The following is a 16,089-nucleotide window of genomic DNA, read 5'->3' as shown; positions in this document are numbered from 1 at the left end:
ACGATCAACCCCTTTCTGCTGGCAATTATAGTATATGCCATTTGCACGAAGAAAACAATACTTTGCACGAATATTTAACAATAAATTCATTTAAGGAGGTTACCAACTTTATGAAAGAAATCATTTATGAAGAACAATAAGTCTGAACCTATCCCCGTCATGGATTACCGCCAGTACCGCAGAGTGCGGAGGCTGGTGCATGAGTGCTGTAACTACATCGACGGAAACTGTATCGCCCTGGACGATGGGGAGGAATGTGTCTGTGTCCAGTCTATTTCCTACTCCCTGTTGTGCAGGTGGTTTCGGGCGGCGGTATTGCCGCAGGATAAGGAACTGGAAACGGCGCTGTTCCACCGGCTGAATGCAAAGAAATGCGCCGTATGTGGGGCGCTGTTTACCCCCGGTTCCAACCGGGCCAAATACTGCCCGGAATGTGCCGCACGCATGAAGCGGATCAACGCCGCAAAGCGCAAGCGGAAACAACGGGAGAAATGTCACGCTTTAGGGGCTGAAAAACCCTTGTAAATCAAGGATTTTTTCGAGGGTGTCAAAGGCAGGCTGATAGATTTATCTTCCGCCCCCTAAAACGGTCTTAAAATGCGTACAGAATCCCAAGAGAAACCCCAAGGAGGAACCCTATGTCAGACAACCGAAAATATTATTACCTGAAACTCAAAGAAAACTATTTTGACGATGATTCCATCGTGCTGCTGGAAAGTATGCAGGATGGTGTGCTGTATTCCAACATTCTGCTCAAGCTGTATCTGAAATCGCTGAAACATGGTGGACGGCTCCAGCTTGACGAGGACATTCCTTACACGGCGCAGATGATCGCCACCATTACCCGCCAGCAGATCGGCACTGTGGAGAGAGCCTTGCAGATCTTTTTGAAGCTGGGTCTTGTGGAGGTGCTGGACAGCGGCACATTCTACATGAGCAACATCGAACTTTTAATCGGCCAGTCCTCTACCGAGGCTGAGCGAAAGCGGGCTGCGAGGCTCCAAAATAAGTCTCTTTCTGCGCCCCGGACAAACGGCGGACATTTGTCCGACATTCGTCCACCAGAGATAGAGATAGAGTTAGAGAAAGAGATAGAGATAGAGATAGAGAAGGGACACCCCGCCTATGGCCGTTACCAGAATGTTTTCCTGACGGACGGGGAACTGGCAGACTTACAGGCCAGCTTTCCCACTGTATGGGGCCAGTACATCGAAAAGCTGTCCGAGTACATGGCTTCTACCGGCAAGCGGTATCAGAGTCATGCCGCCACCATCCGGCGCTGGGCCGGTGAGGACGCTAAAAAAACGATCACACCCTCACGCAACCGGGATTACAGCGTAAAGGAGGATGAAACTGTATGATTGAGATTACCGCAGAAATCCGGGCGTTCATCGACAAGGCAGCTGCTGGTGCGGAACTGGCTGAGGACGAGTATATAGATCCGTCAGACGGTCTCATTCACTGTAAGAAGTGCGGCGGCCAGAGGCAGACCGTTGTGCCATGCTTTGGAAAACCAGGCTACTTCATGCCCCGCTGTATCTGCCAGTGCCAGCGGGAGGCCGAGGAACAGTGCAAAGCCGCCGAGGAACGGCAGCGCCGCATGGAGCGTATCAAACGCCGAAAGGCACAGGGCTTGCAAGACCGCTATCTCTATGACTACACCTTTGCCAACGACAACGGCCAAAACCCATTGATGGACAAGGCCCGCGCCTATGTGGAGAACTGGAAGGAGGCATATAAGAGCAATATCGGGCTTTTGCTGTTTGGAGATGTGGGAACCGGCAAGTCCTTTTTCGCCGGTTGTATTGCCAACGCCCTGCTTGACCGGGATGTGCCAGTGCTGATGACGAACTTTCCCACCATCCTGAACCGCCTGACGGGGATGTTTTCCGAGGACAGGGCCGACTTTATCGCCAGCTTTGACGAGTACGACCTGCTTATCATTGACGATTTGGGTGTGGAGCGCAGTACCGAGTATGCGATGGAGCAGATGTTTTTCGTCATTGACAGCCGCTACCGCAGCCGCAGGCCCATGATCATCACCACCAACCTGAAGCTGGCCGAACTCAAAAACCCGCCTGACCTGGCCCACGCTCGTATCTATGACCGTATCCTAGAACGGTGCGCCCCGATCCTCTTTGCCGGGAAAAACTTCCGGGAGGAAAACGCCGGGGCCACCAAGCAGGCGGCGAAAGACATTGTAAACAGTAAGCACGACTGATTTTTTACCGGGCGGCACAGACCCGTTCGGAGAAAGGAGCGCCATGAACAAAGAACCCCGTACTATGCAGGTGGCAGACGCCGCTACTGCGTCCAGAGCGCCGGAAAACACGGCGGCGATGGTAAAGAAAATCGGCAAGACGACCTACAAGGTTCATGTCCATTTCAGCAATACCAGCACAGAAACCATGAGTGATAAAATCAAGCGTATGCTCAAAAATGAAATTCAGCAGATGTGACAGACTGATAAACGAAGCCGTCTTGTGCTAAACTGATGATGGTACGCACCAAAATTTTTGTCAAGGAGGACACGAAAATGCTTTACACAGAAAAAGAGAAGCATGAAATTGAGCGAGTAAAGGAGGTCTTTGCGGAACATCTGCGGCAAAGCCCTGATTTTGAACTGCTCTGGTCGGACAAGGTAGGCTATGTCTGGCTGGCGATTGGCGTAAATCCAGTCTATGTGGATACCGGTATCAGAATCGAATCTGCCGCCGATCTCTGTTACAGGTGTTTGGACGATGTAGCTACGGATGTTTTATATATGACGGGCAACGATCACGCGCTGGAAGCAGCCGATCCGCTGGAATTGGCCGAAATCAAGCGGCGCTGGGAGCCATATATCAACCAGCTGCCAGACTATGCGTATCTCTGCAAAGACCTGCTGAACGGAAAAATGTAATCTATCAAACGAGGTGTCAGGAGCCATACAGTGCTTCTAGCACCTTTTTTGTGGATTTTTTGTGAATTTGATTAAAAAGTCCTTGACAATTTGTCTCTGGCAAGACAGCCAAAAGCATCTTGATTTCCTGCGGTGCAAGACTGGCTTCTTTTGATATTCCCCAGCTTCGGGAGATCATGTCCTATGACGAGCTGGAGCTGGATAAGCTGGGGGATGAAAAATCGGCGCTGTTCTTTCTTATCAGCGACACGGACACCACCTACAACTTTTTGGTTGCCCTCGCTTTTTCGCAGATGTTCAACCTTCTGTGTGAACGGGCTGACAACACCTATGGCGGGCGTCTGCCCTACCATGTGCGGGTGCTGTGGGACGAGGCAGCCAATACCGGACAGGTGCCGGGGCTGGAAAAGATCGTGGCCGTCATCCGCTCCCGTGAGATCAGCCTGACGCTCTTTTATCAGGCAATGAGCCAGTGCAAGGCATTGTACAAAGACCATTCCGAAACCATCATGGGCAACATGGACAGTATCGTATTCCTCGGAGGCCGGGAGGCTTCCACCCTAAAGGATATTTCGGAAAACTGGCTGGGCAAGGCCACCATCTCTATGCAGACCGAGGGCCGAAGCCGTGGACAGTCTGAAAGTTACAGCCAGAATATGCAGCGGCTTGGCCGGGAGCTGATGACCACCAGCGAGATCACCACCATGCCCGGGGATAAATGTATCTTGCAGCTTCGGGGGCTCCCGCCCTTCCTGTCCCCGAAGTATGACTTGAAAAAGCACCCGAATTACAAGTACACAGCCGAATTTGATAAAAAGAAAAACGCCTTCCGCTTGGAAAGCCTGTTCCGCCACCGGCCATTGAGACTAAAGCCGGAGGACGAATACACGGTGTACGAAGTGGATGGCTCCGACACAGACGAAGAAGCTGACCTATTGAACTTCGATGATCTGGACAGCGACGAGTTCGTGTAACTTCGGGCCATGATGACCCGAAGCGCCGCCGATGTGGGCGGCTTTTTTTGTACCCAAAACCATCAAACAAACAAAATGGAGGAACGTATATGGAATTTTTCAATCAGGCAATCGACATTCTTAAAATTCTGGTCATGGCTCTTGGCGCTGGTCTGGCGGTATGGGGCGTCATCAACCTTCTGGAAGGTTACGGGTCGGACAACCCTGCGGCAAAAAGCCAGGGCATTAAGCAGCTCATGGCGGGCGGCGGTGTCGTTCTGATCGGTCTTCAGCTTATCCCTCTGCTGTCCGGCCTGTTCAGCTAAGTGTCACCCGTTGTCCCTTTTCCAGAAAAGGAGCTGATGTATGGACTTTATCATCGACGCAATCGTTGAATGGCTGAAAGGTCTGCTCGTCGATGGTATCATGGGAAATCTGGATGGCCTTTTCGATAACGTCAATCAGAGCGTTGGCGAGATCGCCACACAGGTAGGCACGACCCCGGCGGACTGGAACGCCGGGGTCTTTTCCATGATACGACAGATCTCTGAAACTGCCATCCTGCCAATCGCCGGGGTCATCCTCACTTTTGTAATGACTTATGAGCTGATACAGATGCTCATAGAACGCAACAACCTCCATGAAGTTGACACATGGATGTTTTTTAAGTGGGTGTTCAAAACCTTTGTGGCTGTGATGATCCTGACGAACACCTTCAATATCGTGCTGGCGGTCTTTGATGTGAGCCAGCATGTGATACAGCAGTCAGCGGGCATTATCCAGAACGGGACAGAGATCACGCCGGATGTGCTGGACAGTTTGCGGACAGAGCTTGAGGCGATGGAGTTAGGTCCTCTGTTCGGACTCTGGCTACAATCCTTCCTGATCCAGCTTACCATGATTGCCTTAAACATCGTGATTTTCGTCATCGTATATGGCCGTATGATTGAAATTTATTTACTCACAAGTTTAGCGCCTATCCCGTTTGCCACAGTCCCCAACAGGGAAACCGGACACATGGGGCAGAACTATTTCCGCTCCCTCTTTGCGGTGGGCTTTCAAGGTCTATTGATCTTAGTCTGTGTCGCCATCTATGCGGTGCTGATCCAGAGTATCGCCACCGACGGCGACCCCATCGGGGCAATCTGGGGATGCGTGGGATATACGGTGCTGCTGTGTTTCACCTTATTCAAAACAGGCAGTCTTGCAAAATCCATCTTCGGCTGCCATTAAGAGACTTCGGGTCATGCTGACCCGAAGCGGAAAGGAGGCGGTATGCCCCGGCGTTACAAACAGGGTGCGGACGGACAGCCGCACCCGGCTTTCTACGGAAAGCTCCCCGAAGAATTTTCTAAAGCAGACACCATGCGCTTTATGGTGGAAACCGATCTGAAACTGTCCGGGTGCGTATCGGCGGACACGCTGGCGGCACTCCGGGCGGAAGGCTATGACTACAAGGACGGGAACCTTGTTCCCGCCGGAAAGGAGGAAACCATGCAGGAAAAGGTTGCAAACACCACCCCGGCCGCACCGTTGAAGCTGGATGTAAGCGTGCGGGTCATCGAACCTGTGAAAAACCTCATGGGCTTTGCCAGCGTGAAATTCAATAACTGCTTTGTGGTGGAAAATCTGAAAATCGTACAGGGCAGCAAGGGGCTCTTTCTTGGGATGCCCAGCCAGCCAGACGGCAAAGGCGGCTACCGGGATATGGCCTACCCTGTCACAAAGGAGTTCCGGGAACAGCTCAACACCGCTGTTCTGCAAGCCTATGAGGCAAAGCTGGAACAGATGGCGGAGCGTGGCTCTGTGGGGCGTGCATCCATCAGCGACCAGCTCAAAGCCGGAAAAGCGGCTGCCGAACAGGCAAAGGCGGAACGGCCCCCGAAGGAAAAGCCCAGCCGTGGCGCGGAGCGTTGACCTCGGGCCATGCTGGCCCGAAGCGGAAAGGAGGCGAAACCCATGCCACGCAAACGGACGAGCTATGATGCGGCCTGCTACTATGACGGCAAGCTGCTGGGCCGCTGTACCAAAGCGGACAGCGACGCCTATACCCTGTTGATGAACGCCTGCGGCGGGGACGCCGCCCGTGTCCTTCGGGAATATGCCTATTTTTCCCCAGAACTGAAAGCCATCTTGGAAAAGGCGGCGCTCATGCAGGCGGACCGGAGCCGGACGGGCGGAATGTTCCATGCGCCGAAAAGCTCCCCGTGGGGCGAGGTGCAGAGCTGTGAAACCCTCTGTCCGGGGGTGTTTCTGGTATCTACCGCCAGCCACGGCGGAACGATGGTGGCAAATGAGGTAGCCGCTGTCCTCTCCCCAGCGGCCAAAAAGTGTGGCTTCAAGGATAAGGGTTATATCTGCTATGAGGAGGACGCACAGGAAAGCGTAGTGCTCCGGGAGCTGCTGGACAAAAAGCTGTGGAAAATCCCTGACCGCATTAAGGACAAAGGACAGTTTGAAGAAAAACTCAATCAGTCCATCCGGCAGTATCACCCCGAATACTGGCGGGCAAGGCAGAGCGGACGAGAGGCCGCCGAAGCTGCCCGCAGCACAGCCCCGGCCAAAGAGGCCGCAAGATAACCTCGGGCCATGCTGGCCCGAAGCAATAAAGGAGGTGTACCAAAATGGCCTATGTGCCAGTACCAAAAGACCTTTCCAAAATCAAGACAAAGCTGGCCTTCAACCTAACGAAGCGCCAGCTTGTTTGTTTTTCCAGCGCGGCGGCGGTGGGCCTCCCGGCTTACCTGTTTTCCCGTGGCAGTATCGGGAACAGTGCCGCCATGTTCCTGATGATCGGCCTCATGCTCCCGTTCTTCTTTCTGGCTATGTATGAGCGGGACGGTCTGCCGCTGGAAAAAGTGCTGAAAAACATCATCCGCACCCGGTTCCTCTATCCCCGTGTGCGGCCTTACAAAACCGAAAACTTCTATGCGCTGCTTAGCGCCAGAAAGGAGGCGCAGCCGATTGCGAAACAGCAGAAGGGCCGGAAAGCCCGCAGGCAGAAAGCCTGAAAAGCAGGGCCTTACCGGCCTGTTCACGAAAGGAAAGAACATTCCCACCACCGCCCAGCAGACCCTCCCTTACCGGGAAATGTACCGGGACGGGGTGTGCCGGGTAGCGGACCGCTATTACACCAAAACCATTGAATACGAGGACATCAACTACCAGCTCGCACAGTCCGAAGATCAGGCAGCCATCTTTGATGGGTGGAGCGCCTGCCTCAACTACTTTGACAGCAGCCTTCCGTTCCAGCTTTCCTTCCTCAACCACCGAAGCCGCCCGGGCAGCCGGTACAGCGTGAACATCCCCATGCAGGATGACGATTACAACAGCGTCCGGTGTGAGTATGTGGAAATGCTGGAAAACCAGATCGCCAAAAGCAACAACGGCATTGTTCGCACAAAGCTCCTGACCTTCGGCGTGAACGTGGACGACCTTTCCACCGCCAGGGCAAGGCTGGAACGTGTAGAGGCGGACATTTGCGGGAACTTCAAAAAGCTGGGCGTCAAGTGCCGCTCCCTTTCGGGGCTGGAACGACTGGAGCTTCTTCACGGGCAGCTTCACCCCGGCAGCGGCTCCCCCTTCCGGTTTTCATGGGATATGATCCCCAAAACCGGGCTTTCCACCAAAGACTTTATCGCCCCGGACAGCTTCGATTTCCGTTTCAGCCGACTGTTCCGAGTGGGAACGACCTGGGGCGCTGCCTCCTACTTGCAGATTTTGGCCTCGGAACTCTCGGACAAGCTGCTGGCGGAGCTTTTGGAAATGGATGCGGAAATGACCATTACCCTCCATATCCAGACCGTCGATCAGGCCGCCGCCGTAAAATCCATCAAGGCCAAAGTCTCCGACATTGACAAGATGAAGGTGGAGGAACAAAAGAAGGCAGCCCGGTCAGGGTACGACATGGACATACTTCCGCCCGACCTTGTGACGTACAGCAACGACGCAAAGACCCTTCTGGAAGATTTACAGAGCCGGAATGAGCGAATGTTCCTGCTGACCTTCCTTGTGGTAAACATGGCCCCGACCCGCCGGGAGCTGGACAACGACCTGTTCACGGTGTCCGGCATCGTCCAGAAATACAACTGCACCTTGAAGCGGCTGGACTTTCAGCAGGAGGACGGTTTTCTTTCCAGCCTTCCGCTGGGCCATAACGGCATTGAGATCAAGCGCGGCATGACGACCAGCTCCACGGCCATTTTCGTTCCATTTATGACGCAGGAGCTCCGCATGGATGGCGAAGCCGTCTATTACGGGCTCAACGCTCTTTCCCATAACGTCATCATGGCAAACCGGAAAAAGCTCAAAAACCCCAACGGCCTGTTCCTCGGCGTGCCGGGCTCCGGTAAATCCTTCGCTGCAAAGCGGGAGCTTGTGAATGTGTTCCTTGCCACAAAAGACCGCATTATCGTGGTTGACCCGATGGGCGAATACTCGCCCCTTATCAGGCGGCTGGGCGGACAGGTCATCGAGATCGCCCCGGACAGCCCCCACCACATCAACCCGATGGACATTGACCTGAGCTTTGACGAGGAAAACCCGATGGCGCTGAAAGCCGACTTTATCCTGTCGCTGATGGAGCTGATCGTCGGCGGCAAGGATGGCTTGCAGCCGGTGGAGCGGACCGTCATTGACCGCTGTGTACGCCAGATGTACCGGGAACACTTGCAGGACCCGGAAACAAGCAAAATGCCGACCCTCCAAACCCTGTATGACCTGCTCTGTTCCCAGCCGGAGGGCGAGGCGGTACGGCTGGCAACTGCCCTTGAAATCTATGTGTCGGGTTCCCTTAACGTGTTCAACCATGAAACCAATGTGGACCTGAACCGCCGTCTGGTATGCCTTGACTTAAAAAAGCTGGGGGCCGGACTTCGGACGATTGCCATGCTCATTATGCAGGACTTGGTAAACTCGCAGGTGTCCATGAATTTCCTGCGCGGTATCGCTACATGGTGCTACTTCGACGAATTTCATGTGCTACTCCGTGACCGTCTGACGGCAAGCTATTGTGTGGCGATCTGGAAAATGCTGCGAAAAAAAGGGTGCGTTCCGAGTGCTTTAACGCAGAACGTAAAGGATTTTCTGGCAAGCCCAGAGATTGAGAACATCTTTGAAAACTCGGACTTCCTTGTGCTGCTCTCGCAGGCACAGGGGGACCGGCAGATTTTAGCTAAACAGCTTGGGATCAGCCCCCACCAGCTTTCCTATGTGACCCATACCAATTCCGGCGAAGGGTTGCTGTTCTTCGGGAATACCACCATCCCGTTTGTTGACCGCTTCCCGCAGAATACCGAGCTGTACGCCATTATGACCACCCGCCCGGAGGACAAAAAACAGGAAATGAACCGGGCATAACACACTTCGGGCCATGTTGGCCCGAGGTTTGGAAAGGAGGGATACGTCATCGGAAAGAAACCGGACAAACGGAATTTTCAGAGGCCGGGGCCGACGGAGGATACCGGGGGCAATCGCCCCGGACCGGCTGAACGGGAAGGACCTTCCCCCGCACCATCCCGGCGTCTGCGGTTTGAGGACGAGGATACCGGACAGGACAGCCCTTCGGGCCATGATGGCCTGAAGTCCAAAAGCGGTAAGTTTCAAGAGGACAGCCGGAAAAGCCGTCCCTCTGACCGCATGAGGCAGGAAGATGAAGCGGGCGGGCCGCAGGATACCGGCAAGGCACAGGAGCCGGAGGGCTCCGCCGAGAAGGCCGGGAGCAAAAAGGACAAGTACCAGAAAGCACAGGCAAAAGCGGAACACGCCGGGGAAAAGCTGGGAAAGGCCCGGGAGAAACTGGACAAGACCGAGGCAAAACGGGCAGCGAAGAAGCCGCCGGGGCTTGCAAAAAAGGCAGTCCGGGGAGCCCGTACAGAAGCGTGGTTCTATGTCCACAACAAGATACACGAGGTTGAGCATGAAAATGTGGGTGTGGAAGGAGCCCATAAATCCGAGCTGGCCGCAGAGGCCGGAGCTCGGAAACTGACCCGCTATGCCAAACGCCGCTGGCGGGAACACCCAGCCCGGAAGGTGGCAAAGTGGGAACGGAAGGACATAAAAGCCCGGGCCAATATGGATTTTCAGAAGATGGCCTCCGAGCACCCGGAGCTTGCCAGCAATCCGCTTTCCCGTGTGCAGCAGAAATGGAAACTGAAACGCCGGTATTCCAAAGAAGCAAAGGCGGCTGCAAAACAGGGCGCAAAGGCCGCAAAGAAAACCGTTGCCGCTTCGGGAACTGCGACCCGTCGGGCGGCGCAGTTTGTGACCCGACATCCCGTGGCGGTGCTGGTCCTGCTCCTGCTGTTGCTGCTCTGTTTTCTTGTGTCGGCGGTAAGCTCTATCTTTCCCACGCTTGGCAGCGGCCTTGCCAATGCGTTATCCGGCACCTCCTACGCCTCGGAGGATACGGACCTGCTGGGCGTGGACGAGGACTACACGGCACTGGAAAACGAGCTGGCGCAGACGGTAGCGAACATCGAAAGCACCCATCCCGGCTATGACGAGTACCGCTATTCCGTGGACGAGATCGGCCATAACCCCTATGAGCTGGCGTCCTATCTCTCGGCAAAGTACCATGTGTATTTCCGTGAACAGGTGCAGGACGAGCTGCGAGAAATCTTTGAGGCACAGTATGAGCTGACCTTGACGGAGGAAGTCGAGATACGCTACCGCACCGAAACCAGCACCGACCCGGAAACTGGGGAAACCACCACCGAGGAAGTCCCCTATGAGTATTACATTCTCAATGTGACCCTCACAAACAAGACGCTGCCCGTCGTGATCCTGCCGAGGCTTAACGAACAGCAGCGGGAAATCTACACCGTTATGCAGCAGCTCAAAGGCAACAAGCCCTATCTGTGGGAAGGGATTTACAACGGCGGCGAAGATACCGGCCCCAGCTATGAGATACCCGGCGAGGCGCTGGATGACCCGGCTTTTGCGGCGCTCATGGAAGAAGCCACAAAGTACATCGGCTGGCCCTATGTGTGGGGCGGCTCCAGCCCGTCCACCTCCTTTGACTGTTCGGGCTTTGTCTGCTGGGTGTACACGGCCAGCGGCGTCCACAACCTGCCCCGTACCACGGCGCAGGGCATTTATAATCAGTGTGCTATCATTTCCCCCTCCGAGGCAAAGCCCGGCGACATTATCTTTTTCACGGGAACCTATGACAGCCCTGGCCCTGTGTCCCATGTGGGGATTTATGTGGGCGACGGGATGATGCTCCATTGTGGTTCGCCCATCCAATACGCAAACATCAATTCAAGCTACTGGCAGACACATTTCTATGCCTTCGGGCGTTTGTGAGCCAGAGGAAAGGAGTCCTTGCATGAACAAGATCGACAAGCTCGATAAGGAACTGGAAAAAGCCCGGGAGAAGGCTGCCGAGTGGCAGGCCAAAATCCGGGAGCTGGAAAAGCAGAAACAGGAGGAAGAAAACAGCCAAATCGTGCAGGCGGTGCGCTCCCTCAAACTGACGCCCGCCCAGCTTATGGCTTTTCTGAATGACCCCAAAAACAGCCTTACCGCTTCGGGCCATACTGACCCGAAGCCGAAGGCACCCGAAAAGGAGGACACAGCCCATGAAGAAAACTAAATTTCGCAGGCTGGCGGCGATGGCTGCCAGCCTTTTGTGTTGCCTGATCTTTACGGTCCCGGCCTACGCCCAGAGCAGCGAGCCGCAGCCGGAGACAACGCCCGCCCCGGTGGAAACCGAAGCGGAGCCGGAAACCCAGAACCCCTTTACCCCAGACGGGACGGGAACCGTGGTGGACAACGCCACCGACGAGGATGGAAAGGAGTTCTACACCATCACCACAGCAGACGAAAGCGTGTTTTATCTGGTGATCGACAAACAGAAAACCAGCGAGAACGTCTATTTCCTCAATACCGTTACCGTAGACGACCTTCTTCCTCTTGCCGAACAGGGCAAGGAACCGCCCAAAGAAGTGACCCCGGAGCCAGAGCCAAAGCCCACCGAACCTGTGGAGGAAGTACCGGAACCCGAGCCGGAGAAAAAGGACAGCCCCCTTCTCTCTATGCTCCTGATCGGCGCGGTGGTGCTGGCCGGCGGTGGGATTGGTTACTATTTCAAGATTTACAAGCCGAAGCATGAGGCCCCGGATTTGGAAGATGATTACTGCGAATATGAGGACGGGGAGCTGGAGGAGATCGCAGAGGAACCCGAGGACGAAGTTACCCCGCCGTGGGAGGAAGATACGGAGGAATGAGAATGAATTTTACAAGCAGCCCTTTTGAACGAATGATGAAGGAAGTACCGCACCCCGGCTGGGACAATGACGACCCTTGTAAGGGATGCCGTTACTACAAGGAGTGCAAAGGAAAGAAAAAACAGTGCCGGAAGAAGTTCCGGGCGCTGATCGTGGAGCCCCGCCCTTCGGGCCATCGTGGCCCGAAGTCTTAAATGGACGCCCGGGAGCTGACCCGTGACGAGAAGAAGAAAATCCGTTCTCTGGTCACGGGGATGTGTGCCAACTATGACCGGGAAAGCGGCCTGTGCCTTCCTCTTGACTGTGCCTGTTATATGCTGCACAAGTGCTGGACAGGGGCGTACTGCCGTTACTTCCGTGAGGCTGTCCTGCCCCTTGACCCGGAGCTTCAAGCGGCGCTGACAACGGAAGGCATCTCCCCGGAGCTGCGGGCCTGTGCGGTCTGCGGAAAGGCGTTTTTGCCCGAGGGGCGTCAAGCCTACTGCTCCGACGTCTGCAAGGCCGAAGGAAACCGTCGGAAAAGCCGGGAACGCATGAGGAAAATGCGGGAGAAAAGGCCGGGCGGCTGTTACGATTTGCCGCCTCCAAAGGCTTGACATTCCGGGCTTTTTTGAGGGTGTTTCCGGGGTGGGAATATCTTATTATATTTCTCCCCGGTCTGCCCTCTTATTTCGTAACATCCAGCACCTCGGGTCATATTGACCCGAGGCACAGAAAGGAGGGATCTCTTGGAGACAGTACAAGGATATGTGATTTTGAAAGCTGCCACCTTTGAAACCGGACACGGCTTTGCGCTGGGGCATAATCCGGGAGCGCCCAGCCCCTTTGTGACCTGGCAGTTTACCGAGGGGGAAAACGGCCATCGGGATTACTACTGGGGCCGCTATGGAACCAGTCAGGCGTGGGCGCAGAGGGACTTTGACCGCCGGGTGGACGACTATCAGCAGCTTTACCATGCGGCGGTCAAGCATACCGAGCTGGGATCGGAGGGCGTTTACCGCTATTATTCCACCCAGCGGCCCGTGGACATAGGAACTTACCCGAAGCCGCCGGATAACCAGCCTCTTTCCATCGTCAACTACGATGACGACAGGCGGCGTCCTGTGGCAGACGGCAGGCTGATGGCATGGGGCGAACTGACCTACGCAAAGCCGCTGACCGAAAAGCAGATGGAGGATTATGAACTGAAACCAGCACCGGGCAATCCTGACCGGGTGCGCCCATCCATTACCGCCCGGCTTAAAGAAGGAACCAGAGGGCAGGAACCCCCGAAGGAGCCCGGCCAGAAGCGGAGCCATAAAAACCATGAGGAACGATAAAGGAGGATCGTTATGCACGAAAAAGACAACTATCTCAAAACCGCCGAGCTCTCCACGGAGCAGAACTGCAACATGATCGACGGCGTACCCAACAATACGCCCATCCCGCCCACGCCCCCGGAGCTGGACGTAAAGCCGCTGGACAAGGTAAAGGAGCCCAAAGAGCGCCGGAAGGGCCGGGAACTGGAACGCTGATGGAGAACCGCAAGCGGAATGTCCATCTGCACGTCATGGTAACGCCGGACGAGCTGGCGGCCATCCATGAGCGGATGACCGAGGCGGGCATTTCCAACGCCGGGGCTTATGTACGGAAAATGGCTCTGAACGGGTATATCCTGCACATCGACCTTACGCCCGTAAAAGAGCTGATCTCTCTGCAACGGCGCTGTTCCAACAATCTCAATCAGGTTGCCGTACACGCACACACCTATGGCGTGTACCCGGAGGAAATCGACGGATTGAAGCGGGACTATGAAAAGCTGTGGGGCGAGGTGTCAAAGGTGCTGCGGGAGCTTTCCGAGCTGGTGGCAAAGTAAGACGCGGGCGGCAGGCTTCCGTTGCGGGGCTTGCCGCCCTGTTCTTTTTTTACCACTTCGGGCCAGCATGCCCCGAAGTTTTAGGACAGGATTTACTAATCTTTCGCAACATTTATGTCCCCGGGCAGGCATGATAAAATAGAGGTAGGAAGGATAGATAAAGGAGGTTTTGAAGATGAAGATACTGCTGAAAATATTGGTTGCTCCCTTTGCTTTAGCGCTGTCCCTTCTGGCGGCTCTGCTGGTGTTCCTGTTTGATATTTGTGCCGTCCTGCTGACGATTGCCTCTGTGATCCTGGCGGTGCTGGGTGTCGCTCTTTTTTTCACGCCGACGCCCATAGGCGCGATTGTATTTCTGTTTCTTGCCTTCCTTCTTTCGCCGTATGGACTGCAAGCGGCGGCGGGCTCCCTTCTTTGGGCGCTGGACGGAGGCAAATCAGCTCTGTACCGGTTTCTGGCAAGTTAAGCAGCCTCGGGCCATACTGGCCCGAAGTCGGGGCGGTCTGGATGGGCCGCCCCTTTCTCATGGAAAGGAGGAATGATTTTTGGCTACCACAACTTTGTTACAGCGCCATGCGGGCGAAGGCGAAACGATTGCTGAGGCTATCCGGGATTGTCTGGACTATGGCAAGGACCCGGAGAAAACAGAAAGCGGAAAGTATATCTCCGCTTATGAATGTGATCCGGCCACCGTGGCAGACGAGTTCCTTTTGGCAAAGGCCAGCTATGCCGCTATGACGGGCCGGGAACAGAAGAAAGAAAATAATGTGCTGTGCTATCAGATACGACAATCCTTCTATCCGGGCGAGATTACCCCGAAGGAGGCGAACCGTATCGGCTATGAGCTGGCTATGCGCTGGACAAAGGGGCGGCACGCTTTTATCGTTACCACGCACACCGATAAGCAGCACATCCATTGTCACATTTATTACAACTCCACCACCCTTGACTGCACCCGGAAATTCCGAAATTTTTGGGGCTCCAGCTTCGCCCTTCGGCGGCTCTCTGACAGGCTGTGCCTTGAAAACGGGCTATCCATCGTGGAGAACCCGAAGCCCCGGAGCAAGGGCAAGTATCGGAACTATGGAGAGTGGCAGAAAGACCGGAAAGGGCCGCTTTCCTATCAGGACAGGCTGCGCCTTGCCATTGATACTGCGTTGGCGGAACGCCCCGCTGATTTGGACGAATTTCTCAATTTGATGAAGCGGGCCGGGTATGAGGTCAAGACGGTTCGGGGCGGCGGTATCAGCTTCCGGCTGACCGGGCAGGGACAGGAACGCTTCACCCGTCTGCGTGCCTCCACGCTGGGGGACGGCTACGACTTGCAAGATGTTCTGTCCGTCATTGAGGGCAAAGAAAAACGCCCCGGGCGCTCGGAGCGGAAAATCAGTCTGGCGGTGGATATTCAAGCAAAGCTGGCTGCCGGTAAGGGGCCGGGATATGAACGCTGGGCGAAGGTATTTAACATTAAGCAGATGGCCGCCGCTCTTGCCTATATACAGGACAATAACCTGACCGATTATGAGCAGTTGGCGAAGAAAGCCACCGAGGCGGCAGACCGTTTCCATGTTATTTCCGAACAGGTCAAGCAGACGGAACAGGCCATGAAAACCAATGCCGGGCTAAAGGCCGCAACGGTTCAGTATGCCAAAACCCGCCCAGTCTTTGAGCAGTATAAGGCGACGAAGTACAGCCGGAAATTCCTTGCGGAGCATGAGGCCGACCTTGAACTGTACCGGGCTGCACAAGCGGAAATGCGCTCTCTGCTGGGCGGGGCGAAGCTCCCTAAAATGGATGTGCTGAAGGAGGAAGGCCGCAAGCTCACAGCAAAGAAAAAACAGCTCTATGGAGAATACCAGAAGGCACGACGGGATATGCAGGAGCTCGTCACGATCAAGGCGAACATTGACACTCTGATGGGCTACACCGAGCCGGGAAGAAAGCAGGAAAAGGAGCGTTAAGGTTATGAAAATAAGGAGCAAAGCGACGCTGACACTTCGGGCCATGTTGGCCCGAAGATACGGGTTTGGGGCGAGCCCCAACAAGCCGCCTTTGTGCCACTTGTGGCCACAGAGGCATTGCTTGCCACTTAGCGGCAGCCCCTAAAATGGCGCAAAAAAACAGAGGCCCTTATTCTGGAACCTCCGTTTC

Annotated in this window: 21 protein-coding genes and 1 pseudogene; all 22 read left to right on the top strand. The window is 55.0% G+C overall.

Translation table 11 applies throughout. The features are described from left to right. The first annotated feature begins 126 nt into the window (after positions 1 to 126). Entirely contained in the window at positions 127 to 525 is a 399-nt protein-coding gene (locus G5B06_RS17505; protein ID WP_097780863.1) for a cysteine-rich VLP domain-containing protein, read from the top strand. A 113-nt stretch (positions 526 to 638) separates the two neighbouring features. Continuing rightward, positions 639 to 1,361, top strand: a complete 723-nt coding sequence (locus G5B06_RS17500) for a phage replisome organizer N-terminal domain-containing protein (protein WP_173740190.1) — start codon at positions 639 to 641, stop codon at positions 1,359 to 1,361. Continuing rightward, positions 1,358 to 2,221: an ATP-binding protein gene (locus tag G5B06_RS17495; RefSeq protein ID WP_173740189.1), complete on the top strand. Its 864-nt coding sequence runs from the start codon at positions 1,358 to 1,360 to the stop codon at positions 2,219 to 2,221. Before G5B06_RS17500 ends, G5B06_RS17495 begins: the two co-directional genes overlap by 4 nt. A 43-nt stretch (positions 2,222 to 2,264) precedes the next feature. Then, positions 2,265 to 2,459, top strand: coding sequence for a transposon-encoded TnpW family protein (locus tag G5B06_RS17490; protein WP_019161305.1), 195 nt, complete (start codon positions 2,265 to 2,267; stop codon positions 2,457 to 2,459). Positions 2,460 to 2,536: 77 nt separating this feature from the next. Further along, positions 2,537 to 2,902, top strand: coding sequence for a hypothetical protein (locus tag G5B06_RS17485; protein ID WP_009589131.1), 366 nt, complete (start codon positions 2,537 to 2,539; stop codon positions 2,900 to 2,902). Between the two features lie 86 nt (positions 2,903 to 2,988). Then, a pseudogene (locus G5B06_RS17480) lies at positions 2,989 to 3,876 on the top strand (VirD4-like conjugal transfer protein, CD1115 family); the annotation flags it as partial. 89 nt (positions 3,877 to 3,965) lie between these two features. Further along, positions 3,966 to 4,181 carry a Maff2 family mobile element protein gene (locus tag G5B06_RS17475; RefSeq protein WP_016306504.1) on the top strand — a complete coding sequence of 72 codons (216 nt, stop codon included), beginning with the start codon at positions 3,966 to 3,968 and terminating at the stop codon, positions 4,179 to 4,181. 40 nt (positions 4,182 to 4,221) lie between these two features. Then, positions 4,222 to 5,088: a VirB6/TrbL-like conjugal transfer protein, CD1112 family gene (locus G5B06_RS17470; RefSeq protein ID WP_005927637.1), complete on the top strand. Its 867-nt coding sequence runs from the start codon at positions 4,222 to 4,224 to the stop codon at positions 5,086 to 5,088. 42 nt (positions 5,089 to 5,130) lie between these two features. After that, positions 5,131 to 5,772, top strand: a complete 642-nt coding sequence (locus G5B06_RS17465; protein ID WP_173772645.1) for a septation protein SpoVG family protein — start codon at positions 5,131 to 5,133, stop codon at positions 5,770 to 5,772. A gap of 9 nt (positions 5,773 to 5,781) precedes the next feature. Continuing rightward, positions 5,782 to 6,435 (top strand): DUF7007 domain-containing protein, encoded by a 654-nt coding sequence (locus G5B06_RS17460; protein ID WP_173772643.1) that lies wholly within the window; start codon positions 5,782 to 5,784, stop codon positions 6,433 to 6,435. Between the two features lie 44 nt (positions 6,436 to 6,479). After that, positions 6,480 to 6,866, top strand: coding sequence for a PrgI family protein (locus tag G5B06_RS17455; RefSeq protein WP_003500106.1), 387 nt, complete (start codon positions 6,480 to 6,482; stop codon positions 6,864 to 6,866). Next, complete coding sequence (locus G5B06_RS17450) at positions 6,784 to 9,213, top strand: VirB4-like conjugal transfer ATPase, CD1110 family (RefSeq protein ID WP_412311819.1); 2,430 nt, start codon at positions 6,784 to 6,786, stop codon at positions 9,211 to 9,213. The genes G5B06_RS17455 and G5B06_RS17450 overlap by 83 nt, the downstream gene beginning before the upstream one ends. Positions 9,214 to 9,492: 279 nt before the next feature. Continuing rightward, the gene (locus tag G5B06_RS17445; RefSeq protein ID WP_173772641.1) at positions 9,493 to 11,160 is read left to right on the top strand and encodes a C40 family peptidase; all 1,668 of its coding nucleotides are present in this window, start codon (positions 9,493 to 9,495) and stop codon (positions 11,158 to 11,160) included. 22 nt (positions 11,161 to 11,182) lie between these two features. Continuing rightward, the gene (locus G5B06_RS17440) at positions 11,183 to 11,449 is read left to right on the top strand and encodes a DUF4315 family protein (protein ID WP_085808128.1); all 267 of its coding nucleotides are present in this window, start codon (positions 11,183 to 11,185) and stop codon (positions 11,447 to 11,449) included. Further along, the gene (locus G5B06_RS17435; protein WP_173772638.1) at positions 11,436 to 12,083 is read left to right on the top strand and encodes a DUF4366 domain-containing protein; all 648 of its coding nucleotides are present in this window, start codon (positions 11,436 to 11,438) and stop codon (positions 12,081 to 12,083) included. Before G5B06_RS17440 ends, G5B06_RS17435 begins: the two co-directional genes overlap by 14 nt. Next, a complete protein-coding gene (locus G5B06_RS17430; RefSeq protein WP_005927616.1) occupies positions 12,080 to 12,277 on the top strand; it encodes a hypothetical protein in 198 nt (65 codons plus the stop codon). Before G5B06_RS17435 ends, G5B06_RS17430 begins: the two co-directional genes overlap by 4 nt. Next, positions 12,278 to 12,679: a cysteine-rich VLP domain-containing protein gene (locus G5B06_RS17425; protein WP_117440917.1), complete on the top strand. Its 402-nt coding sequence runs from the start codon at positions 12,278 to 12,280 to the stop codon at positions 12,677 to 12,679. It begins immediately after the preceding gene. 99 nt (positions 12,680 to 12,778) lie between these two features. Further along, the gene (locus G5B06_RS17420; protein ID WP_173772647.1) at positions 12,779 to 13,402 is read left to right on the top strand and encodes a hypothetical protein; all 624 of its coding nucleotides are present in this window, start codon (positions 12,779 to 12,781) and stop codon (positions 13,400 to 13,402) included. 12 nt (positions 13,403 to 13,414) lie between these two features. After that, positions 13,415 to 13,597, top strand: a complete 183-nt coding sequence (locus G5B06_RS17415; RefSeq protein ID WP_144137394.1) for a DUF4316 domain-containing protein — start codon at positions 13,415 to 13,417, stop codon at positions 13,595 to 13,597. Further along, a complete protein-coding gene (locus G5B06_RS17410; protein ID WP_154277157.1) occupies positions 13,597 to 13,938 on the top strand; it encodes a plasmid mobilization protein in 342 nt (113 codons plus the stop codon). Before G5B06_RS17415 ends, G5B06_RS17410 begins: the two co-directional genes overlap by 1 nt. Positions 13,939 to 14,113: 175 nt before the next feature. Continuing rightward, a complete protein-coding gene (locus tag G5B06_RS17405; RefSeq protein ID WP_015564334.1) occupies positions 14,114 to 14,404 on the top strand; it encodes a CD1845 family protein in 291 nt (96 codons plus the stop codon). A 79-nt stretch (positions 14,405 to 14,483) separates the two neighbouring features. Then, entirely contained in the window at positions 14,484 to 15,899 is a 1,416-nt protein-coding gene (locus G5B06_RS17400; protein WP_173772637.1) for a relaxase/mobilization nuclease domain-containing protein, read from the top strand. The last annotated feature ends 190 nt before the right edge of the window (positions 15,900 to 16,089 follow it).

The sequence above is a fragment of the Blautia luti genome (genome assembly GCF_013304735.1).
Lineage (GTDB): Bacteria > Bacillota > Clostridia > Lachnospirales > Lachnospiraceae > Blautia_A.
Note: the sequence above shows the minus strand (reverse complement) of the source record. Positions and strands in the feature narration are given on the sequence as shown.